Origin of the sequence: Candidatus Pelagibacter sp. HIMB1709 (genome assembly GCF_052047635.1) — a bacterium.
Taxonomy (GTDB): domain Bacteria; phylum Pseudomonadota; class Alphaproteobacteria; order Pelagibacterales; family Pelagibacteraceae; genus Pelagibacter.
Map to the genome: position 1 here is coordinate 1053023 of NZ_JBNAJW010000001.1, position 22220 is coordinate 1075242.

The window sequence follows — 22220 nt, forward strand, 5'->3', positions numbered from 1 at the left end:
CTTTGTATAAGTCCGCAGAATTATGCCAAAATTAAAAACAAAAAGCTCAGCAAAAAAAAGATTTAAAGTATCTGCTAAAGGCAAAGTTATGTCTGCTCAGGCAGGTAAGAGACACGGCATGATTAAACGAACGAATTCACAAATAAGAAAACTTAGAGGCACTACAACTTTGTCAAAACAAGACGGCAAAATTGTTAAATCATATATGCCGTACAGTTTAAGAGGTTAATAATGGCTAGAGTTAAAAGAGGTGTAACCAGTAAAGCAAAACATAAAAAAGTATTAAAAGCTGTAAAAGGTCAGTGGGGAAGAAGAAAAAATACTATCAGAGTTGCAAAGCAAGCAATGGAAAAATCCATGCAGTATGCTTATAGGGATAGAAGAAATAAAAAAAGAGACTTCAAATCATTATGGATACAAAGAATTAATGCAGGTGTAAGAGCTGAGGGAATGACTTATTCAAAATTTATTAATGGTTTAAGTAAATGTGGTGTTGCAATAGATAGAAAAATTTTAGCAGAAATTGCTTACGATAGTCCAGAAGCGTTCAAAACAATTGTACAAAAAGCTCAATCCGCTTTAAATTAATCTCTATTGTTTTTATTTCTTAAGGAAATAATCTACTAATATGTCAGACATAAAAAATATTAGAGATCAATTTGTATCAAGGCTTAAAAACGGATTAAGCCTAGATGAAATCAATTCAATCAAAACAGACTTATTTGGTAAAAATGGTCAAATTTCATCTTTATTTAAAACTGTAGGATCAATTCCAGAGTCTGATAGAAAAAGATTTGCAGCAGATTTGAATAAAATAAAAGATGAACTTCAATCTTTAATTTCGGAAAAAATCAAAGAAATCGAAACAAAAGAAATTAATCAAAAACTTGAAAAAGAAAAAGTTGATATAACTCTACCTGAAAGACCTTTTGTTAGAGGAAAAATTCATCCTGTATCTCAAACTATAGATGAGATTTCATCTATATTTTCAGAAATAGGTTTTAGCGTGGAAGAAGGACCAGATGTAGAAAACGAATATAATAATTTTACAGCGCTAAACACTCCAGATAATCATCCAGCTCGTGACATGCATGATACTTTTTATTTAGATGAAAATAAGGAAGTTTTATTAAGGACACACACTTCACCTGTTCAAATTAGAACAATGTTAAAAGATAAACCACCTTTTAAAATTATTGCTCCAGGTAGAACATATAGATCAGATAGTGATCAAACACATGCACCAATGTTTCATCAGGTTGAGGGCCTCCATATAGATAAAAATATTAACATGGGTCATTTGAAGGGATGTTTAAATTATTTTATTAAAGAGTTTTTTGAAGTGGAAAAAATTAAAATGAGATTTAGACCAAGCCATTTCCCTTTTACTGAACCATCTGCAGAAGTAGATATTGGTTACGAAATTAAAGATGGCAAAATTATTATAGGAGAGGGAGATCAATGGCTTGAAATTTTGGGCTGCGGAATGGTTCATCCAAACGTTTTAAAAAATGTCAAAGTTGACCCTGCTAAATACCAAGGATATGCATTTGGCATAGGAATAGATAGACTTGCAATGTTAAAATACGGTATCAATGATTTAAGAGCTTTCTTTGATTGTGATTACAGATGGTTAAATCATTTTGGATTCGATCCTCTTGACGTGCCTACAAATTATAGAGGATTAAGTCGATGAAGATAACATTTGATTGGTTAAAAGATCATTTAACTGTAAGTGCCAAGGAAGAAAAGTTACTTGAGAAATTAACTGATATTGGACTTGAAGTTGAAAGTGTTGATAATTTAGCTGAAGGTTTAGATTTATTTAAAGTAGCAAAAATTTTAAAAACCGAAAAACATCCCAATGCAGACCGTTTAAAAGTTTGTGATGTTGATGTAGGCGAAAATGAAGTAAAGAAGGTTGTATGTGGCGCACCAAATGCTAGAGAAGGTTTGATAACTGTTTACGCTCCTCCTGGTGCGGTTATACCAAAAAATAAAACTAAATTGGTAATAGCTAAAATTAGAGACGTTACATCTTATGGAATGCTTTGTTCAGAATCTGAACTAAATTTGTCTGATGAAAGTGATGGAATTACTGAGCTTTCATCTTCGAAATATAACAAAAGTATAGGAAAAAGTTTTTTTACACAATCAAGCTCAAATTTAATTGATTTATCTATCACTCCGAACAGACCGGATTGTCTTGGTGTTAGAGGAATAGCTAGAGATTTAGCAGCATCTGGTTTTGGTAAATTAAAGCAGATTAGAGAACAAAAAATAAAATCAAAAAAATCTCAAACAGTTAATGTTAAAATCACGAACGAAAAAAATCAAGGATGCTTTTCTTTTGGAAGCTGCTTAATAACAAATGTAAAAAATACCGAAAGCCCAAAGTGGTTGAAAGATAAATTAATTTCTATAGGTCAAAAACCTATTTCAGCAATAGTTGATATTACAAATTATGTAATGATAGACATTAATCGTCCATTACACGCTTATGATGCTGATAAAATAGAAAAAGGAATAATTGTTAGAAACTCAAAATCTGGAGAAGAGTTTACAGCATTAGACAACAAAAAATATAAGCTTGAAGATGATATGTGTGTAATTAGTGATGACAATGGTGTGCTAGGACTTGGAGGTATCATTGGAGGCACAAGATCTGGAACTGAGATGGATACAAAAAATGTTTTAATTGAATCAGCTTATTTTGATCCAAGATCAATCAGAAGAACAGCAAAAAAATTGAATATTGATACAGATGCAAAATTTAGATTTGAAAGGGGAATAGACCAATTGTCAATTGAAGAAGGTTTAAATAAAGCAGCATTTTTAATTAAAGAAATTTGTGGTGGTGAAATTAGTAAGATAGATATTCAAAAAATTAGTAAATTTAAAAATCAAATAATTAAATTTGATCCAAATTCATTTGAAAAAGTAACAGGTTTTAAAATTTTAACAAAAGATATGTTAAAAATTTTAGACAACTTAGGTTTTAAATGCAAAAAAGATAAAAAGGTTTTTAAATTAACCGTACCATCCTGGAGGCCAGATATTTCTCAGGAAATAGATGTTGTTGAGGAATTGGTAAGAATAGTTGGCTATGATAAGATAAAGATTGAAGAGCCAATCAAAGAAAGAAAAAAATCTACTTTAACACAAACTCAAAAACTGTTTCATTTTCTTCAAAGATCTGTTGCTTCAAAGGGTTATTTGGAGGCTATTACATGGTCTTTTACGGACTCAAAATATAATAACCATTTTAAAGGTCAAAAAGAAGAATTAAAAATTGTGAATCCTATAAGTTCAGAATTAGGAGTTTTAAGAAATTCAATATTTTCTAATTTAATTATGTATATGAGCAAAAATATAGATAGAGGAATTAAAGATTTATCTATTTTTGAAATTGGCCCAACATTTTTTGGAAAAAAACCTGGTGAACAAAATACAGTAGTTTGTGGATTAGCTGCTGGAAAAAAATCACGTCTTTCTTGGTTAGAAAAAGAGAGAAATGTTGATGTTTTTGATATTAAAAAAGATGTAGTTCAAACTTTAGTTGAAGCAGGCTATGATTCAGAAAAATTTTTTATTGATGATGAAACCCCTGATTATTATCATCCAGGTAAATCAGGAAGATTATTTTTGAACAGAGGCAAAGAAAGTCTAGCTGCATACTTTGGTGAAATTCATCCGAATATCATTAAGGAAATTGATATGAAAACAGAGTCACTAGTAGGTTTTGAAATATTTCTTGATAATTTAAAATTACCAAAAAAATCATTAAAAGATCAAAAAACAAAATATTCTGTTTCAGATTACCAAAAGTCAGAAAGGGATTTTGCTTTTATAGTCGATAAGAAAATTAATGTTCAAGATTTAGTAAATGTTATTTCAAATGTTGATAAAAAATTGATTTCTAACATTAAAGTTTTTGACGTCTATGAAGGTGATAATATTCCAGAAAATCAAAAATCAATTGCAATCAGTGTTACAATTCAATCTCAAGAAAAAACTCTTAAAGATGCTGATTTAGATCAAATCAATAAATCAATTATAGAAACAGTAGAAAATAAAACTGGCGCTAAAATTCGATCCTAAAGCCAATGAGTTCAATCGATAATATAAGAAATTTTGCAATCATTGCACACATTGATCATGGAAAATCTACTATTGCAGACAGAATAATTCACAGTTGTGGTGGTTTGACTGAAAGAGAGATGAAAGCTCAAGTTTTAGACTCAATGGATATTGAACGAGAGAGAGGCATCACAATTAAGGCGCAAACAGTAAAGCTAAATTATAAAGCTAAAGATGGAAAAGAATATATTTTAAATATTATAGATACTCCAGGCCACGTAGACTTTAGCTATGAAGTAAGTAGATCATTATATGCGTGTGAAGGTTCAATTTTGATTGTAGATAGTACTCAAGGGGTTGAGGCTCAAACTTTAGCAAATGTTTATCAGGCATTAGATACAAATCATGAAATTGTCCCAGTATTAAATAAAGTAGATTTACCAGCTTCTGATTTAGAGAGAACAAAAAAGCAAATTGAGGAAGTTATCGGGATAGATACTGAGAATGCTATTCCGTGTTCTGGAAAAACTGGCGAAGGAATAGAAGATATTTTAGAGCAAATTATAACGACTTTACCAGCACCAAAAGGAGAAAGTTCATCGGATTTAAAATGTTTACTAGTCGATAGTTGGTACGATACTTATTTAGGTGTTGTCATATTAGTTAGAGTTATAGATGGAAAACTTTCTAAACACATGAAGATCAAAATGATGTCTACAAATCAAGAATATATCGTTGAAAAAGTTGGTGTTTTTACTCCAAAGCCAGTTGATATCACTGAATTAAAAACAGGAGAAATAGGATTTATCACAACAGGAATAAAAGTGTTATCAGAAACAAAAGTTGGAGATACAATTTGTGACGCAACAAAACCATTGAAAGAAGCTTTACCAGGTTTTAAACCAAGTAAACCTGTAGTATTTTGTGGATTATTCCCTGTTGATAGCTCAGAGTTTCAAAAATTAAAAGATGGTTTAGCAAAGTTACAATTAAATGATGCAAGCTTTTCTTTTGAACCAGAATCATCTTCAGCTTTAGGTTTAGGATTCAGATGTGGATTTTTAGGTTTACTACATCTAGAAATTGTAACAGAGCGACTTGAAAGAGAATTTGATGTTAATTTATTAACAACAACTCCTGGAGTAGTTTATAAAGTTCATTTGAATAATGGTGATACTATGGATTTGCAAAATCCATCAAGCTTACCAGATCCTACATTAATAAAATATATTGAAGAACCTTGGATTAAGGCAACTATTATTACTCCAGATCAGTACTTAGGTTCAATAATTAAAATGTGTCAGGACAAAAGAGGAGTACAAACAAACCTTAGCTATTCAGGGAATAGAGCTGTAGTAAATTATGAACTTCCCTTAAATGAGGTTGTGTTTGATTTTAACGATAGACTTAAGTCAATGACAAGTGGATATGCAAGTTTTGATTATGAAATAATTGAGCACAGAGAAGGTGATCTAGTAAAACTAGGTATTTTAGTGAATGGCGAACCTGTTGATGCTCTAGCTATGATGATACATAAAGATTTTGCTCAAAAAACTGGGAGAGAAGTTTGTGAAAAACTAAAAGACCTAATTCCAAGACATAATTTTATGATTCCTGTTCAAGCTGCAATTGGTGGAAAAATTATTGCAAGAGAAACTATCAAAGGTTTTAAAAAAGATGTTTTAACAAAAATTCACGGTGGTGGAGCAACAGATAGAAAAAGAAAATTATTAGAAAAACAAAAAAAAGGTAAAGCTAGATCAAAACAATTTGGAAGAGTGGAAATACCTCAAGAGGCATTTATTGGTGTTCTTAAAATTTCAAAAGAAAAATAACTGGAGAGGTGGCCGAGTGGTTGAAGGCGCACGCTTGGAAAGCGTGTAAAGGAGCAATTCTTTCATGGGTTCGAATCCCATTCTCTCCGCCATTAAATAAGTTAAGTTTTTCCACATTAATTTATCCATTTAATGGCTTTAATAGTAAGATAAATCAGCAATTTTTTGAAAAAATGTTATAATTAATTTTTTCCAAAATTTAAAAAATGACAAACAAAAATACATACCAAGCAGATTCCATCAAAGTTTTAAAAGGTCTTGAAGCAGTTAGAAAAAGACCAGGGATGTATATAGGTGATACTGACGATGGAACAGGTTTACACCATATGGTTTATGAGGTTGTTGATAATTCTATAGATGAGGCATTAGCAGGTCATTGTAAAAATATTAATGTAAGAATTAACTCTGATGGAACAATTACTGTAAATGATGATGGTAGAGGTATCCCTGTTGACATGCACAAAGGTGAAAAAAAATCTGCAGCAGAAGTTATTATGACTCAACTTCATGCTGGAGGAAAATTTGACCATGATTCTTATAAAGTTTCTGGTGGGCTGCATGGAGTTGGAGTCTCGGTTGTAAATGCATTATCAGAAAAATTACAATTGGAAATCAATAGAGATGGAAAAAAACATTATATTGAATTTAAAAATGGTGAAGCAAAATCCCCTTTAAAAGTTATTGGTAAGTCTAAAAATACTGGTACCCAAATTACATTCTTGCCTTCAAAGGATATTTTTTCCTCAATAAAATTTAGCGCAAATATTTTAATAAAAAGAATGAGAGAGCTAGCATTTTTAAACAAGGGTATAAAAATAATTTTTACTGATGCTAGTCAAAAAAAAGAAAAAACATCTGAATTTAAATTTGATGGAGGTGTGCTTGAATTTGTAGATTTTTTAGATGAAAAAAGAGAAAAGCTGCAAAATAAAAATGGCAATGATCTTTTTAGAAAACCAATTTATATTGAAGGTAAAAAAAATAATATCGAAATAGAATGTTCCTTAAAATGGAATGCTGGTTATGCAGAGGATATATTTCCTTATACAAATAATATTTATCAAAAAGATGGTGGAACTCATTTATTAGGTTTTAGAAGTGCACTAACAAGAGTAGTAAATAAGTATGCAAATGAAAATAATTTATTAAAAAAAAATAAATTAGCTATATCTGGAGATGATATTAAAGAAGGTTTAACATGTGTTCTTTCAACAAAAATCCCAGATCCAAAGTTTTCTTCTCAAACCAAAGATAAATTAGTTTCCTCAGAAGTAAGAATGATTGTTGAAACACTGGTTAATGAAAAATTATCTATATGGTTTGATCAAAACCCATCTATTGCAAAAATAGTTCTAGCGAAAGTTATTCAGGCAGCTATGGCAAGAGATGTCGCTAGAAAAGCTAGAGAAAATGTTAGAAGAAAAGGAGCACTAGAATTAAGTGGTTTACCTGGGAAATTAGCTGACTGCCAAATAGGAAAGCAAGAAGGCACAGAATTGTTTATTGTTGAGGGTGATTCAGCGGGTGGTTCAGCTAAACAGGGAAGAAATAGAGCTAATCAGGCCGTATTACCGTTAAGAGGTAAGATTTTAAATACATATGTTGAAGATGTAAATTTGAAAAAAAATGGAAATGGCAATGGCTCTGATCAAAGAACTAAAGCTTTAGCAAAAATGATTTCTTCAAATGAAATTGTAACACTTATTAACGCATTGGGCCTAGATCCAAAGTCTCAAGAAATAGATTTAAAAGATCTAAGATATGGCAAAATTATTATTATGACCGACGCGGATGTAGATGGTTCTCATATAAGAGCATTGCTATTAACTTTTTTTAATAACAAACCATTTAATAAATTAATTGAAAATGGCCATGTATACTTAGCTCAACCACCACTGTTTAAAATCAATAAAGGATCTAAAGGCATTTATATTAAGGATGAGAAAGAATTAGAAGATTACATTGTTATGAATAATAAAGATTTAAAAAAATTAAAGAAAGGATCAAAAGAATATTCTAATGCTTTAGATTTAGAAAAATCAAAAATGAATATTCAAAGATTTAAAGGGCTTGGTGAAATGAATCCAGAAGAGTTGTGGAATACCACATTAGATCCAGAAACTAGAAATTTATTACAAGTACAGTATTCAAAAGATCTAAAAAAAGATCAAAGTTTAATACACACACTAATGGGTAATGATGTTGCCTTACGAAAAGATTTTATAGTTTCTAATGCTATTAATGTAAAAAATCTTGATATTTAAAAATGAAGTTTTTTGAAACTTCGAAACATCATTCTTTTAAAAAATCTACTTATATCAGTTTAAGATGGATTGGAATTATTGGACAATTAATTGCAGTAAATTTCGTATATTTTGTATTAAATTTTAAATTTGACTTTCTTATATCAAACCTAGTTATTTTATTTGGCATTATTAGTAATTTTTATTTAATTTTCATTTATAAAAAAACTCAATTATCAGATCGATCAGCATTCATATTTTTGGTTATTGATATTTTGCAACTTGCAATTTTACTCTACTTATCAGGTGGAATAATTAATCCTTTTGTTATTTTTATAATAATTCCAAGTGTATTTTCATCTTCTAATTTGAGTTTTAGAACAAATACATTACTTGTATTTTTAACAGCTTTTTCTATTATTTTTTTAACTTTTTACTCTACAGAACTACCATCACCACTAAACGAAAATTTTTATGTAAGTCCGTATTATTATTATTCTATTCCGGTTGCTTTATTAATTGCTCTTATTTTTTTAAACTATTTTGCAATGACATTTGGGACACAAACTAGATTAAGGAAAGAGGCACTTACTAAAATGGAAGAGGTAATGGCAAAAGAACACGAGCTTTTATCACTGGGTGGTCAAGCTGCTGCCGCCGCCCATTCACTAGGTACACCACTTTCAACTATAAAAATAATTACACAAGATTTAGTAAAACAATTTGAAGGCAAAGAAGATGTTGAAAAAGATATTAAATTACTATCTAGCCAAGTTGAAAGATGTAATGAAATCTTAAAGCGATTAACTTTAAATCCAGTTGAGGAAGATGAGTTTATTGATAAAGACATATCTTTAAGAGATTATTTAAATGAAATTATTATATCTTTTAAAGAAATAAGTTCCAAAAATTTTATTTTAAATATTGATCAAGATTCTAATCCGAAAAAAATTACCAAGTCTATTGAAATTGTTTATGGATTAAGAAATTTTATTGGAAATGCTAATAAATTTGCACATGTAAATATCTTTATAAATTTAAAAAGTGATAGTGAAATTACTGAAATAAGCATTGAGGATGATGGTGAGGGATATCCTAGAGATATTTTATCAAAAATTGGTGAGCCATATTTAAAATCAGACAATTCTCAAGATAAATCAAAAACTGGATTAGGATTAGGTCTTTTTATAGGAAAAACTTTATTAGAGAAAAACTTTGCCTTTGTTACTTGTAGAAATTCAAAAACTAGAACTGGGGCAGAAGTAATAATAAGATGGAAAAATAAAGATCTCTTTAATATTTAATGATAATTTTTCTTTGTTTCAAATAAAGAGCTTAGCTGAGATATCATTACATCTCCTAACTCATTTACATCAGTAATTTTTATAGCTTTATCATAATACCTTGAAACATCATGACCAATTCCGATTGCCAATATTTCAATATCAGATTTGTTTTCAATAAATTTAACCATTTTTTTTAAATGTTTTTCTAAAAAATCTCCAGAATTTACTGAAAGAGTTGAGTCATCCACTGGTGCTCCATCAGAAATTACCATTAAAATTTTTCTTTCCTCTTTTCGTTTTTTAATCCTATTGTATGCCCATGATATTGCTTCACCATCTATATTTTCTTTTAGTAAACCTTCTTTTAACATCAGGCCTAAATTATTTTTAGCTTGTCTCCATTGAGTATCAGCACCCTTATAAATGATATGTCTTAAATCATTTAGTCTTCCAGGAGTTTTTGGTTTTGAGTTTCTGGTCCAAAATTCTCTACTTTGCCCACCTTTCCAATTTTTTGTAGTGAATCCTAAAATTTCTACTTTTACAGAACACCTTTCAAGTGTTCTTGAAAGAATATCAGCACATATAGCTGCAATAGTAATAGGTCTTCCTCTCATAGATCCAGAATTATCTATAAGTAAAGTTACAACAGTATCTTTGAAATCAAGATCTTTTTCTTTTTTAAAAGATAGAGAATTATATGGATCCATTATAATTCTTGGTAATTTTGAACTATCTAGTAAACCCTCTTCTAAATCAAATTCCCAAGCTCTATTTTGTTTCGCAAGTAATTGTCGTTGAAGTTTATTGGCTAATTTAGTAATTACGTCCTGAAAAGCAATCAATTGTTGATCTAAATTTTTTCTCAACTTAGTAGCTTCATCTGCATTTTCTAATTTCTCAGCTTTGACTACTTCATCATATTGAGTTGTAAATATTTTATAATCAAGATTAACATTATCAATTTTTTTTTGAATTACTTGCTCAGAATTTTGTTCATCAGATTCTACATCTGACAATTGTTCATCTACATTAAATTCATCTATACTATAATCAGCATCAACAGAGGCTTCTGTTTCTTGGTCATTGTTTTCATCTTTATTGTCCTCGTTATCTTTATTTTGATCATCATTTGATGGATTGTCCTGACCTTGGTCTTGATTTTCTTCCTCTTCTTTATCTTCTTCATCACTTTGAAAAATATCCATGTCCTCTAATATTTGAGAAAACTTTGAACTATAAGTGTTTTGATCTTCTAAGTTTTCTAGCAAAAACTCTTTATGTTTTTCAATTGATTGCTCAAAATCTTTTTCCCAGAAATTAAGCATTTTACTTGTTAAAGAGTTTAATTCTATATTGTGAAAGTGCTTGAGCATATATAACTCAAATGCCTCCGACACAGGGATATCTTCTTTTGTTTTAAGTTGATCTTTCCTTTTACGATTAATTATTTGATTATAGTTTTCAGAAAAATTTTTTTGAATTCCTTTTAACATTTTTCCTCCTATCACTTCATATCTAATTTTTTCAGCTATATTATACAAAGATCTTGAAGAGGTATTAGAAGGTAAATTTTTTTTATAAATTTTATCATCAGAGAATCTCTTTTTGAGTGCTTTTGAGTCTGTTTCAGCTCTTAATTTAATAAAATCACTTGGGCTATTAAGAGTATCTACTTCTAAAGAACTGATTTCTTGAGCTTTTTTATCTTCAGAAGATTTATTGTTTATTTCAAAATCATCAGCAATAACTTTAGCTGTTGATGTTAAGGCAATTCTAAATTTTTCTTTTAAGTTTGTTTCTTTACTACTCATTTAGATTTGAATATTTATCAAAGATTCGGGCAATTCTTCACCAAAACATCTTTGATAATATTCTGCGATAGTGTTTTTTTCTATGTCATCGCATTTATTCAAAAAGGTAACTCTAAAAGCATATCCAGTATCTTTAAAAATCTCTGAGTTTTCAGCCCAATGAAGAACAGTTCTTGGACTCATGACTGTAGATATATCTCCTGCAATAAACCCTTTTCTAGTTAAGGAAGCAACTTTGATCATGTTAGCAACTTTTTCTTTACCCTTGGGGTTATTTAGATTTTTATTTTTTGCCAAAACTATATCCATTTCTCTATCAAGACTTAAGTAATTTAGTGTAGTAACAATGTTCCATCTGTCCATTTGACCTTGGTTAATTTGTTGAGTTCCATGATATAGACCTGTTGTATCACCAAGACCTACAGTGTTTGAAGTTGCAAATAGTCTAAAATATTTATTCTGACTAATTACTTTATTTTTATCTAGTAAAGTAAAATTTCCTTCAGCTTCTAATACTCTTTGAATAACAAACATTACATCAGGTCTTCCTGCATCATATTCATCAAATACTAATGCAACTGGATTTTGAATTGACCAAGGTAAAATTCCTTCATTAAATTGTGTTACTTGCTTTCCATCTTTAAGTACAATTGCATCTTTTCCAATTAAATCTATTCTGCTGACGTGGCTATCTAAATTCACACGGATACAAGGCCAGTTTAGTCTTGCAGCTATTTGTTCTATATGGGTAGATTTTCCAGTACCGTGATATCCTTGCACCAAAACTCTTTTATTAAATGCAAATCCTGAAATGATTGCAAGGGTAGTATCCCTATCAAATTTATAATTTTTATCTATTTCAGGAACGTATTCACTTTTTTTTGAAAAAGCATCAACTTCCATTTCAGAATCAATTCCAAATGATTGTTTTAAAGAGACTTTTATATCAGGTTTAATATCAAGATTTGGTGTCAATTTTTTCTCTATAAGTGTTTTTAAGTTGCGTGTAAGCTAAAGTTATTAATTTTAATTTTTCCTCGTATTTTTTATTTCCGGCATTCATATCAGGGTGAAATTTTTTAACAAGCACTTTGAATTTTTCTTGTATTTTTTTCCATTTTAAACCCACTGTTATACCCAGTATTCCAAATGCTTTTATATCTTTATGATCAAATTTAAATTGACGCATGTGGTTATAGTCTCCATTAAATTTATCTTTATCAAACTCATCTTTTAATGTTGTATTCCAAAGAACTTTAAAAAAATTATCAGAAGAACTAAAATTTTGTGTAGGTTTGTGCCACGTCATATCTGATTTTAAGAAATTAATAACTTGATTATCACTCATTCCTGAAAAGTAATTCCAATTTTTGTTAAATTCTTTCACGTGTTCAAGGCAAAGCATTCTATACTTTCTGCTGTTATCTTTTTCGATTGGTGCTTTGTATTCGCCAATTTCCTTACAATTATTCCAATCACATATATTTTTCATGATATAAGGAATATTATATGGATATAAATGAATTAATTGCAATTATAAAAAAAAAATTATCAGATAAAATTAATATTCAAAATATTGAAATTGAGGATAAATCTTTTTTACACAAAAAACATAAAGGAAATCAAGAGGGAAAGTTTCACCTAAAATTAAATATAGTTTCTGATGAATTAAAAAATCTGGGTAGAATTGAAAGTAATAAAAAAATTTACAAAATATTAGATCAAGAACTCAAAGAAACGATACACTCAATCCAAATTTTTATTTCTTAAATAATTATTTAAAAATATTTTTAACTTATTTTTTGAAAATTCTTTGTTTATTAAAGGAGATCCAATTTTTTTTAAAAGTACTAAACTAATTTTTTGAGATTTGTTTTTTTTATCCTTTGTCATAAAAAATAATATTTTATTTAAATATTTTACTGTAAAAAATTTATCTATAGAATTTGTAAGGTTTAAATTATTGATATGATTTATTATTAGCTCAAAATCTCTCTTGTTAAGTAATTTTAAATTAAAACTATAGGTCAATGCAGTTTTCATACCCAGTATAACCGCTTCTCCATGATTTAGTTTTTTACTATAATTTAAACTTGCTTCATAAGCATGCCCAAAAGTATGTCCAAAATTCAAAATTTTCCTTAAATTTTTTTCTTTCTCATCTTTTTCAACTACACTTTTTTTAATTTTACAACTCTCATAAATTGTTTTTTCAATTATAGGTGATGACAGTTGAAGAATTTTATTTACATTTTTATTTAAAAAATGAAAAAACTTTCTATCATTGATCAGAGAGTGTTTTAAAATCTCACCATAACCACAAGCTATTTCTCGTTTTGGAAGAGATTTAAGAAAATTAATATCTGATAAAACTAAATTAGGTTGGTAAAAACTACCAATCAAGTTTTTCCCATGACTAGAGTTTATTCCAGTTTTACCTCCAATTGAGGAATCTACTTGGGACAAAAGTGTAGTTGGTACATTTATAAATTTCATTCCTCTTTTAAATATGCTTGCTGCAAAGCCACTGACATCACCGGTAATACCTCCACCAATAGAAATTAAACAATCTTCTCTAGAGAAGTTTTTGCTTAATAGTGTATCTATTATCTTATTTATAATAGGAAAATTTTTATTAGTTTCATTAGCTTTAAAAAAACAAATAAAAACTTCATTTTTTTTCAGAGATTTTTTTATTTCAGTAATAAATTTTTTTGGAACATTCTTATCAACAACAAGAAGGCACTTATTGAATGATAAAAAGTTTTGTTTATTTATTTGAGAAAATTTAGATATTAAATTTGATCCAATTATAATTGGATAATTTTGAGTTTTAGTTTTAATTTTCAATTTAATTGGCTTCATAAATTTCTTGAATTTTGTTTACAATTTCATTTTTTGTCAAATTATCACATTTAATTTCATATAAAGCTTTTGAATAAATGTTAGTTCGTTTTTTAATTAATTCAATTAAATCATTATCTGTTGCATTTATTGTTAAAGGTCTTTTTTTGCTATTCTTAATCCTTTCAATTAAAATTTTATCACTCCAATTTAGCCAAAATGAAAAATGATTTTTTAAAACTTCATTTCTAATATTTTTGTTTGCAAATGCACCTCCCCCAAGAGAGATAACTGTTGAATTAAGTTTTAACTTTTTTAGAGTCATTTTTTCTTCAACTTTTCTAAAGTATTCCTCTCCCTTTGTTTCAAATATTTTTCTGATTGTTGTGTTTAAATTTTTTTCAATTTCCTTATCTATATCAAGAAAATTTAATTTAAATTTTTTTGCAACTAAAGAGCCTATAGAGCTCTTTCCTGAACCCATCATACCTAAAAAAACAAGATTTTTTTTTGATTTCATAAGTTAAAATATTGAAAAAACACAAATATGTCTTAATTTGAAATTAATTAAATTTATATGCAATTTGATAAAAATACAAGTTCACCTAAAAAAAATGCAATTGGTCTTATTGTTAAATCTATTTTTGGATTAGCAGTTATTACAGGTATTGTTTTAATTCTAAATTCAATCGATTTTCCTTCTCCAAAAAAGGAAATAGAAAAAATTATTCCAAATGAAAACTTTAAAATTGTTAAATAAAAAAATTGTTTTAATTTTTTTAACTTATTTGATTTCCATTTGTACAGCAAACGCAGAGGATAAGCCTATAGATATTTGGAACCTTGAAAAAAAAGACACAGACACTGTTAAAGAGACAAATATTTCAACTGAAAATATAACCAACAATGAACAGGTAAGTGTTTTTGATATGCAATCTGATAAAAAAAATGACACTATTAAGTTAGACGAAGATTTAATATCAAAGGATGTAAAAATTGTTGGTTTATATGATCCACAAGAGCATGGACTAACTATTGATATGTGGATAAATTCAGATGGTCAAAAATTAAAAAATCTCTTTAGCAACATTGAAAAAATTGACCTTTCCAATGATGCATTAGATATTATGGAGGTTTCTTTACTAACAAATGCTCACTATCCCAATAATAATATTAGCGAAAATGAGTTTTTAAAATTTAAGTCAGATTGGTTAATTAAAAACTCTAATTTGGAATTAATTGAAGAATTTTTAATTAACAATCAAATTGTAAATTCTCATCCTAAACTTACAAGACATTTGCTAGATAATTATTTATCTCAAGCAGACATAAAAAAATCTTGTGAATTTTTTACAAAAATTAACGAACCAGTTGAAGATGAATATTTGTCTAAATTTAATTTATATTGTTTGATTAATTATGGAAAAAATGAGGAGGCGCAATTAATTTTAGATCTTAAAAAAGAATTAGGTTTTGAGGATGAATACTATGAAAATAAAATTAATTACTTATTTGGTTACATTGAAGAAGCAAGTAAAGAAACTTCTGAGTCTTCAGTACTAGATTTTCATTTAGCTCATAGAACAAATTCGAATTTTTTATTTGAACCTAATGAAAACACTTCCCAGCTGATTTGGAAATATTTATCAAATACAAATTTACTACCTGATTTAGAAAATATTGATATTAATGATAAAAATAAAATTTCAGTAATTGAGAAAGCTATACATTATAAAATTTTCTCTGAAAAAGATTTATTTGAGCACTATAAAAAATTCCAATTCAATATTGATCAATTAATAAATGCTAAAGAAGTATACAAATCATTATCTCCACTAGAAGCTAGAGCATTAATATATCAAAGAGCTTTATTAACTAAAGAACCAAAATTAAAATTAGAATACTCAAAGTTATTAAAAAATTTATTTGAGCAAAACCAAATTGGATTAGCTTTTGATTTAGAATTAAATAAATTTTTAAGTGAAATTCAAGTTGAAGATGTACCTTCAGATTATCTTGCTTTTTATAATAATTATTTAAAAAGTGGGAATAAAGAATTTAAAAAAATAGAGTATAATAATAAAATTTTGCATCAGTCTAAATGGGTTAATTATTTTAGAGGTGATTACTCTAAATCTGAAATTCAAGAAGATATTAAGAAGTTTTTAGATAAAATAGTTTTTAGCAATGAAACTTTAAATATAAAAGATATGATTTTTATAGAAAGTCTCAAATCAGATGGTGTAGAAATACCAAGCGAATATGACAATTTATATTCAGTAAAACCTTATGAATTAGATGATAATTTGCAAGCATTGATAGATGCAAAGGAAGTTGGAACTGTTTTGTTATCCTTAATTGAAATTATTGGTAAAGATCAATTAGAAAACATTGATGAAAAAAGACTGTATGTAATTTCAACTGTGCTAAACCAAATAAATGCTGATTTAATTAGAAACAAACTTTTATTAAAAGTTCTTCCTTTAAAAGTATAATAATTATAATAACATAATATTTTTATGGCTATTAGAACAATAATTACAGAACCAAATAAGTTGCTTAGACAAATTTCAAAACCTGTAGCAGTTGTGGGTAGTGAAGAACAAAAATTAATGGATGATATGCTGGATACAATGTATGACGCAAATGGAATTGGACTTGCTGCAATTCAAATTGGTGTACCAAAAAGAATTATAGTGATGGACATTAGTAAGGATGAAAATAAAAAAGAGCCTAGATATTTTGTTAATCCAATAATAAAAAATAAAGATCCATTAAAAGCTACATATGAAGAAGGTTGTTTATCTGTTCCAAATCAATTTGCTGAAATTGATAGACCAAGCAAATGTGAGGTAGAATATTTAGATTATGATGGAAAGAAACAATTGATAAAAGCAGATGGATTACTCGCTACATGTATTCAACATGAAATGGATCATTTAGAGGGAATTTTATTTATTGATTATCTTTCAAAATTAAAAAGATCAATGATCATCAAAAAACTTTCTAAATTAAAATCAAATTCAGCTGAAGTTTAATAAATGTTTAAAAAGCTAATTTTTATGGGTACGCCCATGTTTGCTGTACCAATTTTAAAATCTTTATATCAAAATGGATACAATATTTCATGTGTATATACACAGCCTCCTCAAAAATCAAAAAGAGGACAGAAAATAAATAAGTCTCCAATACAAGGTATTTCTGAAACTCTGAATTTAGAATATAGGACCCCATCAATATTAAATAATGAAGATGAGTATAATTATTTAAAATCTTTAGATGCAGATTTAGTTGTAGTTGTAGCTTATGGACAAATCATACCTAAAAAGTTTCTAAGTTTAGTTAAAAAAGGTTTTATAAATATTCATGCATCCTTATTACCTAAATGGAGAGGAGCTGCACCAATTCAAAGATCAATTATGAATTTAGATCAAGAAACTGGAATAAGTATTATGAGAATTGCTGAAAAATTAGATACAGGTCCAGTTTGTAATAGTTATAAAATTGAACTTAATAACAATATGAATGCATTAGAAATAAGTGAAAAGCTCTCTAACTTAGCAGCAGAGAAAATTTTAGATAATGTAGATGATATTTTAGAGGATAAAGCTAATTTTGTTGAGCAAGATCATTCAAATGCAACCTATGCATCTAAAATTCAAAAAGTTGAAGGTCAAATTAATTGGGATGAAAATGCTGAAAAAATTATTGGTAAGATAAACGGTTTATATCCATCACCAGGAGCATTTTTTATTTTTAATGGAGAAAGATATAAAATTTTAAAAGCTCAAATTGGAAGAGTTCAAGGAAATCCAGGATCAATATTGAGTGATAATCTTGAAATCGCTTGTGGTAATAATCAATCGATAATTATTAAGGAAATTCAGAGGCAAGGGAAAAGACCTCAAAATATTGTTGAATTTATTCAAGGTTCGCAGATAAAAAAAGGCTCTAAGATATAAATGTTTAGATATCAGCTTTTGATAGAATATTTAGGCACAACTTACAAAGGTTGGCAAATTCAAAAAAAAAATAAAACCATTCAAGGAATACTTCAAGACAAAATTAGAAAGTTATTAAAAGAAAATGTTACTATAGTTGGATCAGGCAGAACAGATGCTGGTGTTCATGCTATCGAGCAGTCTGCACATTTTGATTTAAAAAATAAATTATTAGACTTAGATAAATTTATTAACTCAATTAATCACTTTTTAAAAAATGAAAATATTGCAATCCTTAAAATAAGAAAAAGGAGCAGTAACTTTCATTCAAGATTTTCTGCAAAAAAGAGAGTTTATAAATATGTCATTTTAAATAGAACAAGTTCACCTGTGATTGAAAAAAACCAAGTTTGGCATGTAAGAAAAAAATTAGATTTAGATTTGATGAAATTAGGTGCAAAAAAATTAGTTGGTACTAAAGATTTCTCAACATTTAGGGCTTCAAGTTGCAATGCTAAGAGTCCAATTAGAACGATGGATTTTGTAAAATTAAAATCTTTAAATGATAAAATAGAAATTCATTTTAAATCTCAATCTTTTCTTCAACAGCAAGTACGATCTATGGTCGGTTGTTTAAAATATTTAGGTGAAAAGAAATGGGATTTAAAAAAATTTGATAAAGCTTTAAAATCTAAAAAAAGATTAATGTGCTCTCCTCCAGCACCACCTACTGGTTTATTTTTGTTTAAAGTTTTTTATTAGATTTTTTTTATTACTCATGGCAAATTTTTTATTTATTCGCCATCTAGATTCTGCTCTTACAATGTACCCACAACAATTTTTTGATTTACACTTACATGGAAATTGTTTGTAATTTTCATCATAACCAAAACCATAATCACAGGTAAATTCTTCACCTTTTTTGATATCTTTAATTGCTTTAACCCAAATTTTTAGACCCTTACCATCATAATCGCAATTATTGTCACAAGAATGATTAATTAATCCTGCAGTATTCCATGGAAAATCTCCATCAAGGTCATACCTTTTGTTGATAGTAAATAAATAGATTGGTTTACTATTGTCATATTTATCAGACTCTTCAGTTTGTTTTTTTGTAATTAGTTTACCAACGTAATCGATTATCTTTGTACCTTCTTTGATATCTTTAGTAGCATAAAGTCCTCTACCTTTTTTATCGATATCAGATTTTTTAATTTTATATAATTTCATTGAGTTTTATTTAAATTTTTATTGGGAATTTTCAATTAAATTCTATTAAAGCATCAACATGTCTTTGAGTACTATCTTGTAGAGCTTTTAAGTCATATCCACCTTCTAGAATAGATACTACATTACCTCTACAGAATGATTTCGAAATTTCTAAAGTTCTTTTTGTAATTGTGTAATAATCTTCAGCATTAAGTTTTAATTGTGCCAAAGGATCATCAATATGAGCATCAAAACCTGCAGAAAACAATAGAAATTCCGGTTTAAATTCTTTTAATTTTTTTAATACTAGTTCGTATGCATTTAAATATTCTCTAGCACTTGTACCAGCTTCAAGTGGAATATTTAAAATATTATTAAATTTTCCAATCTCTTTTTCTGAACCTGAACCTGGATAATATGGAAATTGATGAGTGGAAATATATAAAACTTTTTCATTATTGAAAAAAATATCTTGCGTCCCATTTCCATGATGGACGTCAAAATCAATTATAGCAATTTTTTTATAACCATATTTTTCAATTAAATAATTAGCTCCAACTGCAACATTGTTATAAATACAAAAGCCCATGGCCTTCTCTTTTTCTGCGTGATGACCTGGAGGTCTTACTGCACAAAAAGCATTTTTAAATTCTTTTTCCTCCACACCGTCAATCGCTGCAATAATTGATCCAACAGCGTCCATTGTTGCTTCTTTGCTACCAGGGGAGACAACTGTATCTCCATCTAAAAAATTAAATCCATTTTGAGGGTATGATCGATCGACATGATTAATATATTCAGAAGAATGAGTTTTTATTAATATTGATTTTTCAAATTTTGAAGGCTTTTTCCATATTAAATTTTTGTTATCTAATTTTTTAAAGTTATCAATAACAGCTGTAACCCTGTCTATTTTTTCAGGATGTCCATCTCCTGTATTATGATTTTTGTATGTATCAGAAGTAATTAAAGCTGTTTTCACTTAAAATAATTCTTTAAAATATTTGAATAAATTAAAGTTAATTTTTTTAAATCACCTAAAGAAACAGCTTCATCTACTTTGTGCATTGTTTTTCCAACCAAACCAAATTCTAAACAGGGAGCAATCTTTCTAATAAATCTTGCATCAGAGGTGCCTCCTGTGGTTGAGAGTTCAGGCTTAATTTTAGTAATCTTTTTAATTATATTTTGTATCATATAAGTAGTTTGGTTTGGTTTAGTTAAAAAAGCTTCACCAGATACACTATATTCAATTTTATAATTTGACTTATTTTTATTACAAATTTTCTTCAATATTTTATTTATTTTTGTTTTAATTGAATTCGATGAGTGTTTATTATTAAATCTAATATTAAAAGTTGCATTAGCCAAACCTGGAATTACGTTATCAGCTGTGTTATCAATATTTATTTTTGTAACTTCTAGGTTTGTTGGTTGGAAGTCTTTTGTTCCTTTATCAAATTTAATTTCCTTTAATTCTCTCAATATTTGAACAAGAGCAGTTGATGGATTGTTAGCCCTATGAGGATAAGCAACATGGCCCTGAATACCTATAATTGAAAGTCTGCCAGTCATACTTCCCCTTCGACCAATTTTAATCATTTCTCCCAATTTATTTGGATTAGTTGGTTCTCCAACTAGACAAAAATCTATTTTTTCTTTTCTTTTTTTTAAGTATTCAACAACTTTTTTTGTACCGTTAATAGCAATTCCTTCTTCATCACCTGTAATTAGTAAGCTTATAGAGCCATTAAATTCTTTGTTATTTTTAACAAAAATGCTGACAGCAGAAACAAAAGCTGCAATAGAGCTTTTCATGTCATTTGCTCCTCTTCCAATTAAATGTCCTTTTTTAATTGAGGGTCTGAAAGGATTTACTGTCCAATCTTTTAAGTTTCCAGCAGGTACAACATCTAAGTGACCAGCGTAGCAAAAATTTGGACCTTTGGTTCCAAGTCTTGCATAAAGATTTTTTACTGGTTTAGTGTTTTTTTCTTTAAACTCTAATATTTTAGTTTTGAAACCAAGTTTTCTTAATTGTTTTTCTAAGAATTTCATTACTCCAGCATCTATTGGTGTTATAGACGGGTAACGAATTAGCTCTTTGGCTAATTGTAATTCATTAATGGTTTGCATTTTAATCTCTTAAAAGATCGTTTACTGATGTTTTAGATCTTGTTTTTTCATCAACTTGTTTGATGATTACTGCACAATATAACGAGGGTGCAGCAGGATTATTTTTGTCTGGTAATGATCCTGGAACAACAACTGAGTAAGGAGGTATTTTACCGTGAGTTACTTCACCAGTTTTTCTATTAACGATTTTAGTTGATTGGCCAATATACATACCCATACTTAATACTGAACCTTCACCAACTATTACCCCTTCCACAACTTCTGACATAGCACCTACAAAAACATTATCTTCAATAATAGTCGGAAGCGCTTGTGCTGGTTCTAAAACTCCACCAATACCAGTTCCTGCTGAAATATGACAATTTTTTCCAATCTGACAGCAACTACCTGCACGACTAAATGTATCCATCATTGTTCCTTCATCTATGTAAGCACCAATATTTACATAACTTGGCATTAGAACAACATTTTTAGCAACATATGATCCTTTTCTCATTGCAGTATTTGGTACCATTCTAAAACCTGCTTTTTCAAAATCATCGTTTGACCATCCGGCTGTTTTTCCTTTTAACAAATGAGCTTTATCTCTCCAAGCTGAGTAGGGACCATCTAAAGTTTCCATTCCATGAATTCTAAAACTTAGCATAATTGCTTTTTTTAGGTGTTGGTGAGTTACCCATTCACCATCAATTTTTTCAGCAACTCTAGATTTACCACTATCTAGATCTTCTATTACTTGATTAATAGTATCTTTTAATTTTTGATCTGAATTTTGATTAACTTGATCTTTGTTTTCCCAAGCTTCATTTATAATGTTTTCTATACTCAT

General features: G+C 28.4%; 22 protein-coding genes and 1 tRNA gene. 14 read left to right on the forward strand and 9 right to left on the reverse strand.

What is annotated here, in order from left to right:
- The first annotated feature begins 22 nt into the window (after positions 1 to 22).
- From rpmI to ACTTAR_RS05730, 8 genes are all read left to right on the forward strand, one after another.
- Entirely contained in the window at positions 23 to 229 is a 207-nt protein-coding gene (gene rpmI / locus ACTTAR_RS05695; protein ID WP_440681293.1) for a 50S ribosomal protein L35, read from the forward strand.
- 2 nt (positions 230 to 231) lie between these two features.
- Positions 232 to 588 (forward strand): 50S ribosomal protein L20, encoded by a 357-nt coding sequence (gene rplT, locus ACTTAR_RS05700; protein ID WP_440633264.1) that lies wholly within the window; start codon positions 232 to 234, stop codon positions 586 to 588.
- Positions 589 to 628: 40 nt separating this feature from the next.
- Positions 629 to 1696 carry a phenylalanine--tRNA ligase subunit alpha gene (pheS, locus tag ACTTAR_RS05705; protein WP_440681292.1) on the forward strand — a complete coding sequence of 356 codons (1068 nt, stop codon included), beginning with the start codon at positions 629 to 631 and terminating at the stop codon, positions 1694 to 1696.
- On the forward strand, positions 1693 to 4101 hold the full coding sequence (gene pheT / locus ACTTAR_RS05710) for a phenylalanine--tRNA ligase subunit beta (RefSeq protein WP_440697928.1): 2409 nt from the start codon (positions 1693 to 1695) through the stop codon (positions 4099 to 4101). The genes pheS and pheT overlap by 4 nt, the downstream gene beginning before the upstream one ends.
- A gap of 5 nt (positions 4102 to 4106) precedes the next feature.
- A complete protein-coding gene (gene lepA, locus ACTTAR_RS05715; RefSeq protein WP_440681290.1) occupies positions 4107 to 5915 on the forward strand; it encodes a translation elongation factor 4 in 1809 nt (602 codons plus the stop codon).
- A 2-nt stretch (positions 5916 to 5917) separates the two neighbouring features.
- Positions 5918 to 6007, forward strand: a tRNA-Ser gene (locus ACTTAR_RS05720).
- 114 nt (positions 6008 to 6121) lie between these two features.
- Entirely contained in the window at positions 6122 to 8179 is a 2058-nt protein-coding gene (locus ACTTAR_RS05725; protein WP_440697930.1) for a DNA gyrase subunit B, read from the forward strand.
- A 2-nt stretch (positions 8180 to 8181) separates the two neighbouring features.
- Positions 8182 to 9462: an ActS/PrrB/RegB family redox-sensitive histidine kinase gene (locus tag ACTTAR_RS05730; protein ID WP_440697931.1), complete on the forward strand. Its 1281-nt coding sequence runs from the start codon at positions 8182 to 8184 to the stop codon at positions 9460 to 9462.
- On the opposite strand, the gene ACTTAR_RS05735 is transcribed toward ACTTAR_RS05730, so the two are convergent.
- The 3 genes from ACTTAR_RS05735 to ACTTAR_RS05745 are packed head-to-tail and all read right to left on the reverse strand — an operon-like array spanning position 9459 to position 12750.
- The gene (locus ACTTAR_RS05735; protein ID WP_440697932.1) at positions 9459 to 11258 is read right to left on the reverse strand and encodes a cobaltochelatase CobT-related protein; all 1800 of its coding nucleotides are present in this window, start codon (positions 11256 to 11258) and stop codon (positions 9459 to 9461) included. The genes ACTTAR_RS05730 and ACTTAR_RS05735 overlap by 4 nt on opposite strands.
- Positions 11259 to 12233 (reverse strand): cobaltochelatase subunit CobS, encoded by a 975-nt coding sequence (gene cobS, locus ACTTAR_RS05740; protein WP_440681285.1) that lies wholly within the window; start codon positions 12231 to 12233, stop codon positions 11259 to 11261.
- Positions 12217 to 12750 (reverse strand): J domain-containing protein, encoded by a 534-nt coding sequence (locus ACTTAR_RS05745; RefSeq protein WP_440697933.1) that lies wholly within the window; start codon positions 12748 to 12750, stop codon positions 12217 to 12219. The genes cobS and ACTTAR_RS05745 overlap by 17 nt, the downstream gene beginning before the upstream one ends.
- A 17-nt stretch (positions 12751 to 12767) precedes the next feature.
- On the opposite strand from ACTTAR_RS05745, the gene ACTTAR_RS05750 reads away from it, so the two are divergent.
- The gene (locus ACTTAR_RS05750) at positions 12768 to 13028 is read left to right on the forward strand and encodes a BolA/IbaG family iron-sulfur metabolism protein (RefSeq protein ID WP_440697934.1); all 261 of its coding nucleotides are present in this window, start codon (positions 12768 to 12770) and stop codon (positions 13026 to 13028) included.
- On the opposite strand, the gene aroB is transcribed toward ACTTAR_RS05750, so the two are convergent.
- Entirely contained in the window at positions 13005 to 14123 is a 1119-nt protein-coding gene (gene aroB / locus ACTTAR_RS05755; protein ID WP_440697935.1) for a 3-dehydroquinate synthase, read from the reverse strand. The genes ACTTAR_RS05750 and aroB overlap by 24 nt on opposite strands.
- A complete protein-coding gene (locus tag ACTTAR_RS05760; protein WP_440697936.1) occupies positions 14110 to 14622 on the reverse strand; it encodes a shikimate kinase in 513 nt (170 codons plus the stop codon). Before ACTTAR_RS05760 ends, aroB begins: the two co-directional genes overlap by 14 nt.
- Before the next feature lie 57 nt (positions 14623 to 14679).
- On the opposite strand from ACTTAR_RS05760, the gene ACTTAR_RS05765 reads away from it, so the two are divergent.
- Genes ACTTAR_RS05765 through truA form a run of 5 tightly spaced genes read left to right on the forward strand, consistent with a single transcriptional unit; the run spans position 14680 to position 18805 of the window.
- On the forward strand, positions 14680 to 14862 hold the full coding sequence (locus tag ACTTAR_RS05765; protein ID WP_440697937.1) for a hypothetical protein: 183 nt from the start codon (positions 14680 to 14682) through the stop codon (positions 14860 to 14862).
- Positions 14837 to 16597: a hypothetical protein gene (locus tag ACTTAR_RS05770; protein WP_440697938.1), complete on the forward strand. Its 1761-nt coding sequence runs from the start codon at positions 14837 to 14839 to the stop codon at positions 16595 to 16597. The genes ACTTAR_RS05765 and ACTTAR_RS05770 overlap by 26 nt, the downstream gene beginning before the upstream one ends.
- Before the next feature lie 24 nt (positions 16598 to 16621).
- Positions 16622 to 17140 (forward strand): peptide deformylase, encoded by a 519-nt coding sequence (def, locus tag ACTTAR_RS05775; protein ID WP_440697939.1) that lies wholly within the window; start codon positions 16622 to 16624, stop codon positions 17138 to 17140.
- A 3-nt stretch (positions 17141 to 17143) separates the two neighbouring features.
- Positions 17144 to 18064, forward strand: coding sequence for a methionyl-tRNA formyltransferase (fmt, locus tag ACTTAR_RS05780; RefSeq protein ID WP_440697940.1), 921 nt, complete (start codon positions 17144 to 17146; stop codon positions 18062 to 18064).
- Complete coding sequence (truA, locus tag ACTTAR_RS05785; RefSeq protein ID WP_440697941.1) at positions 18065 to 18805, forward strand: tRNA pseudouridine(38-40) synthase TruA; 741 nt, start codon at positions 18065 to 18067, stop codon at positions 18803 to 18805.
- Here the strand turns inward: truA and ACTTAR_RS05790 are convergent.
- From ACTTAR_RS05790 to dapD, 4 genes are read right to left on the reverse strand one after another with little or no spacing between them, the layout of a single operon-like run.
- On the reverse strand, positions 18779 to 19276 hold the full coding sequence (locus ACTTAR_RS05790; protein WP_440697942.1) for an SET domain-containing protein: 498 nt from the start codon (positions 19274 to 19276) through the stop codon (positions 18779 to 18781). The genes truA and ACTTAR_RS05790 overlap by 27 nt on opposite strands.
- A 31-nt stretch (positions 19277 to 19307) precedes the next feature.
- Positions 19308 to 20237, reverse strand: coding sequence for a histone deacetylase family protein (locus ACTTAR_RS05795; RefSeq protein WP_440697943.1), 930 nt, complete (start codon positions 20235 to 20237; stop codon positions 19308 to 19310).
- Positions 20234 to 21391, reverse strand: a complete 1158-nt coding sequence (dapE, locus tag ACTTAR_RS05800; RefSeq protein ID WP_440697944.1) for a succinyl-diaminopimelate desuccinylase — start codon at positions 21389 to 21391, stop codon at positions 20234 to 20236. Before dapE ends, ACTTAR_RS05795 begins: the two co-directional genes overlap by 4 nt.
- A gap of 1 nt (position 21392) precedes the next feature.
- Positions 21393 to 22220: a 2,3,4,5-tetrahydropyridine-2,6-dicarboxylate N-succinyltransferase gene (dapD, locus tag ACTTAR_RS05805; RefSeq protein WP_440693641.1), complete on the reverse strand. Its 828-nt coding sequence runs from the start codon at positions 22218 to 22220 to the stop codon at positions 21393 to 21395.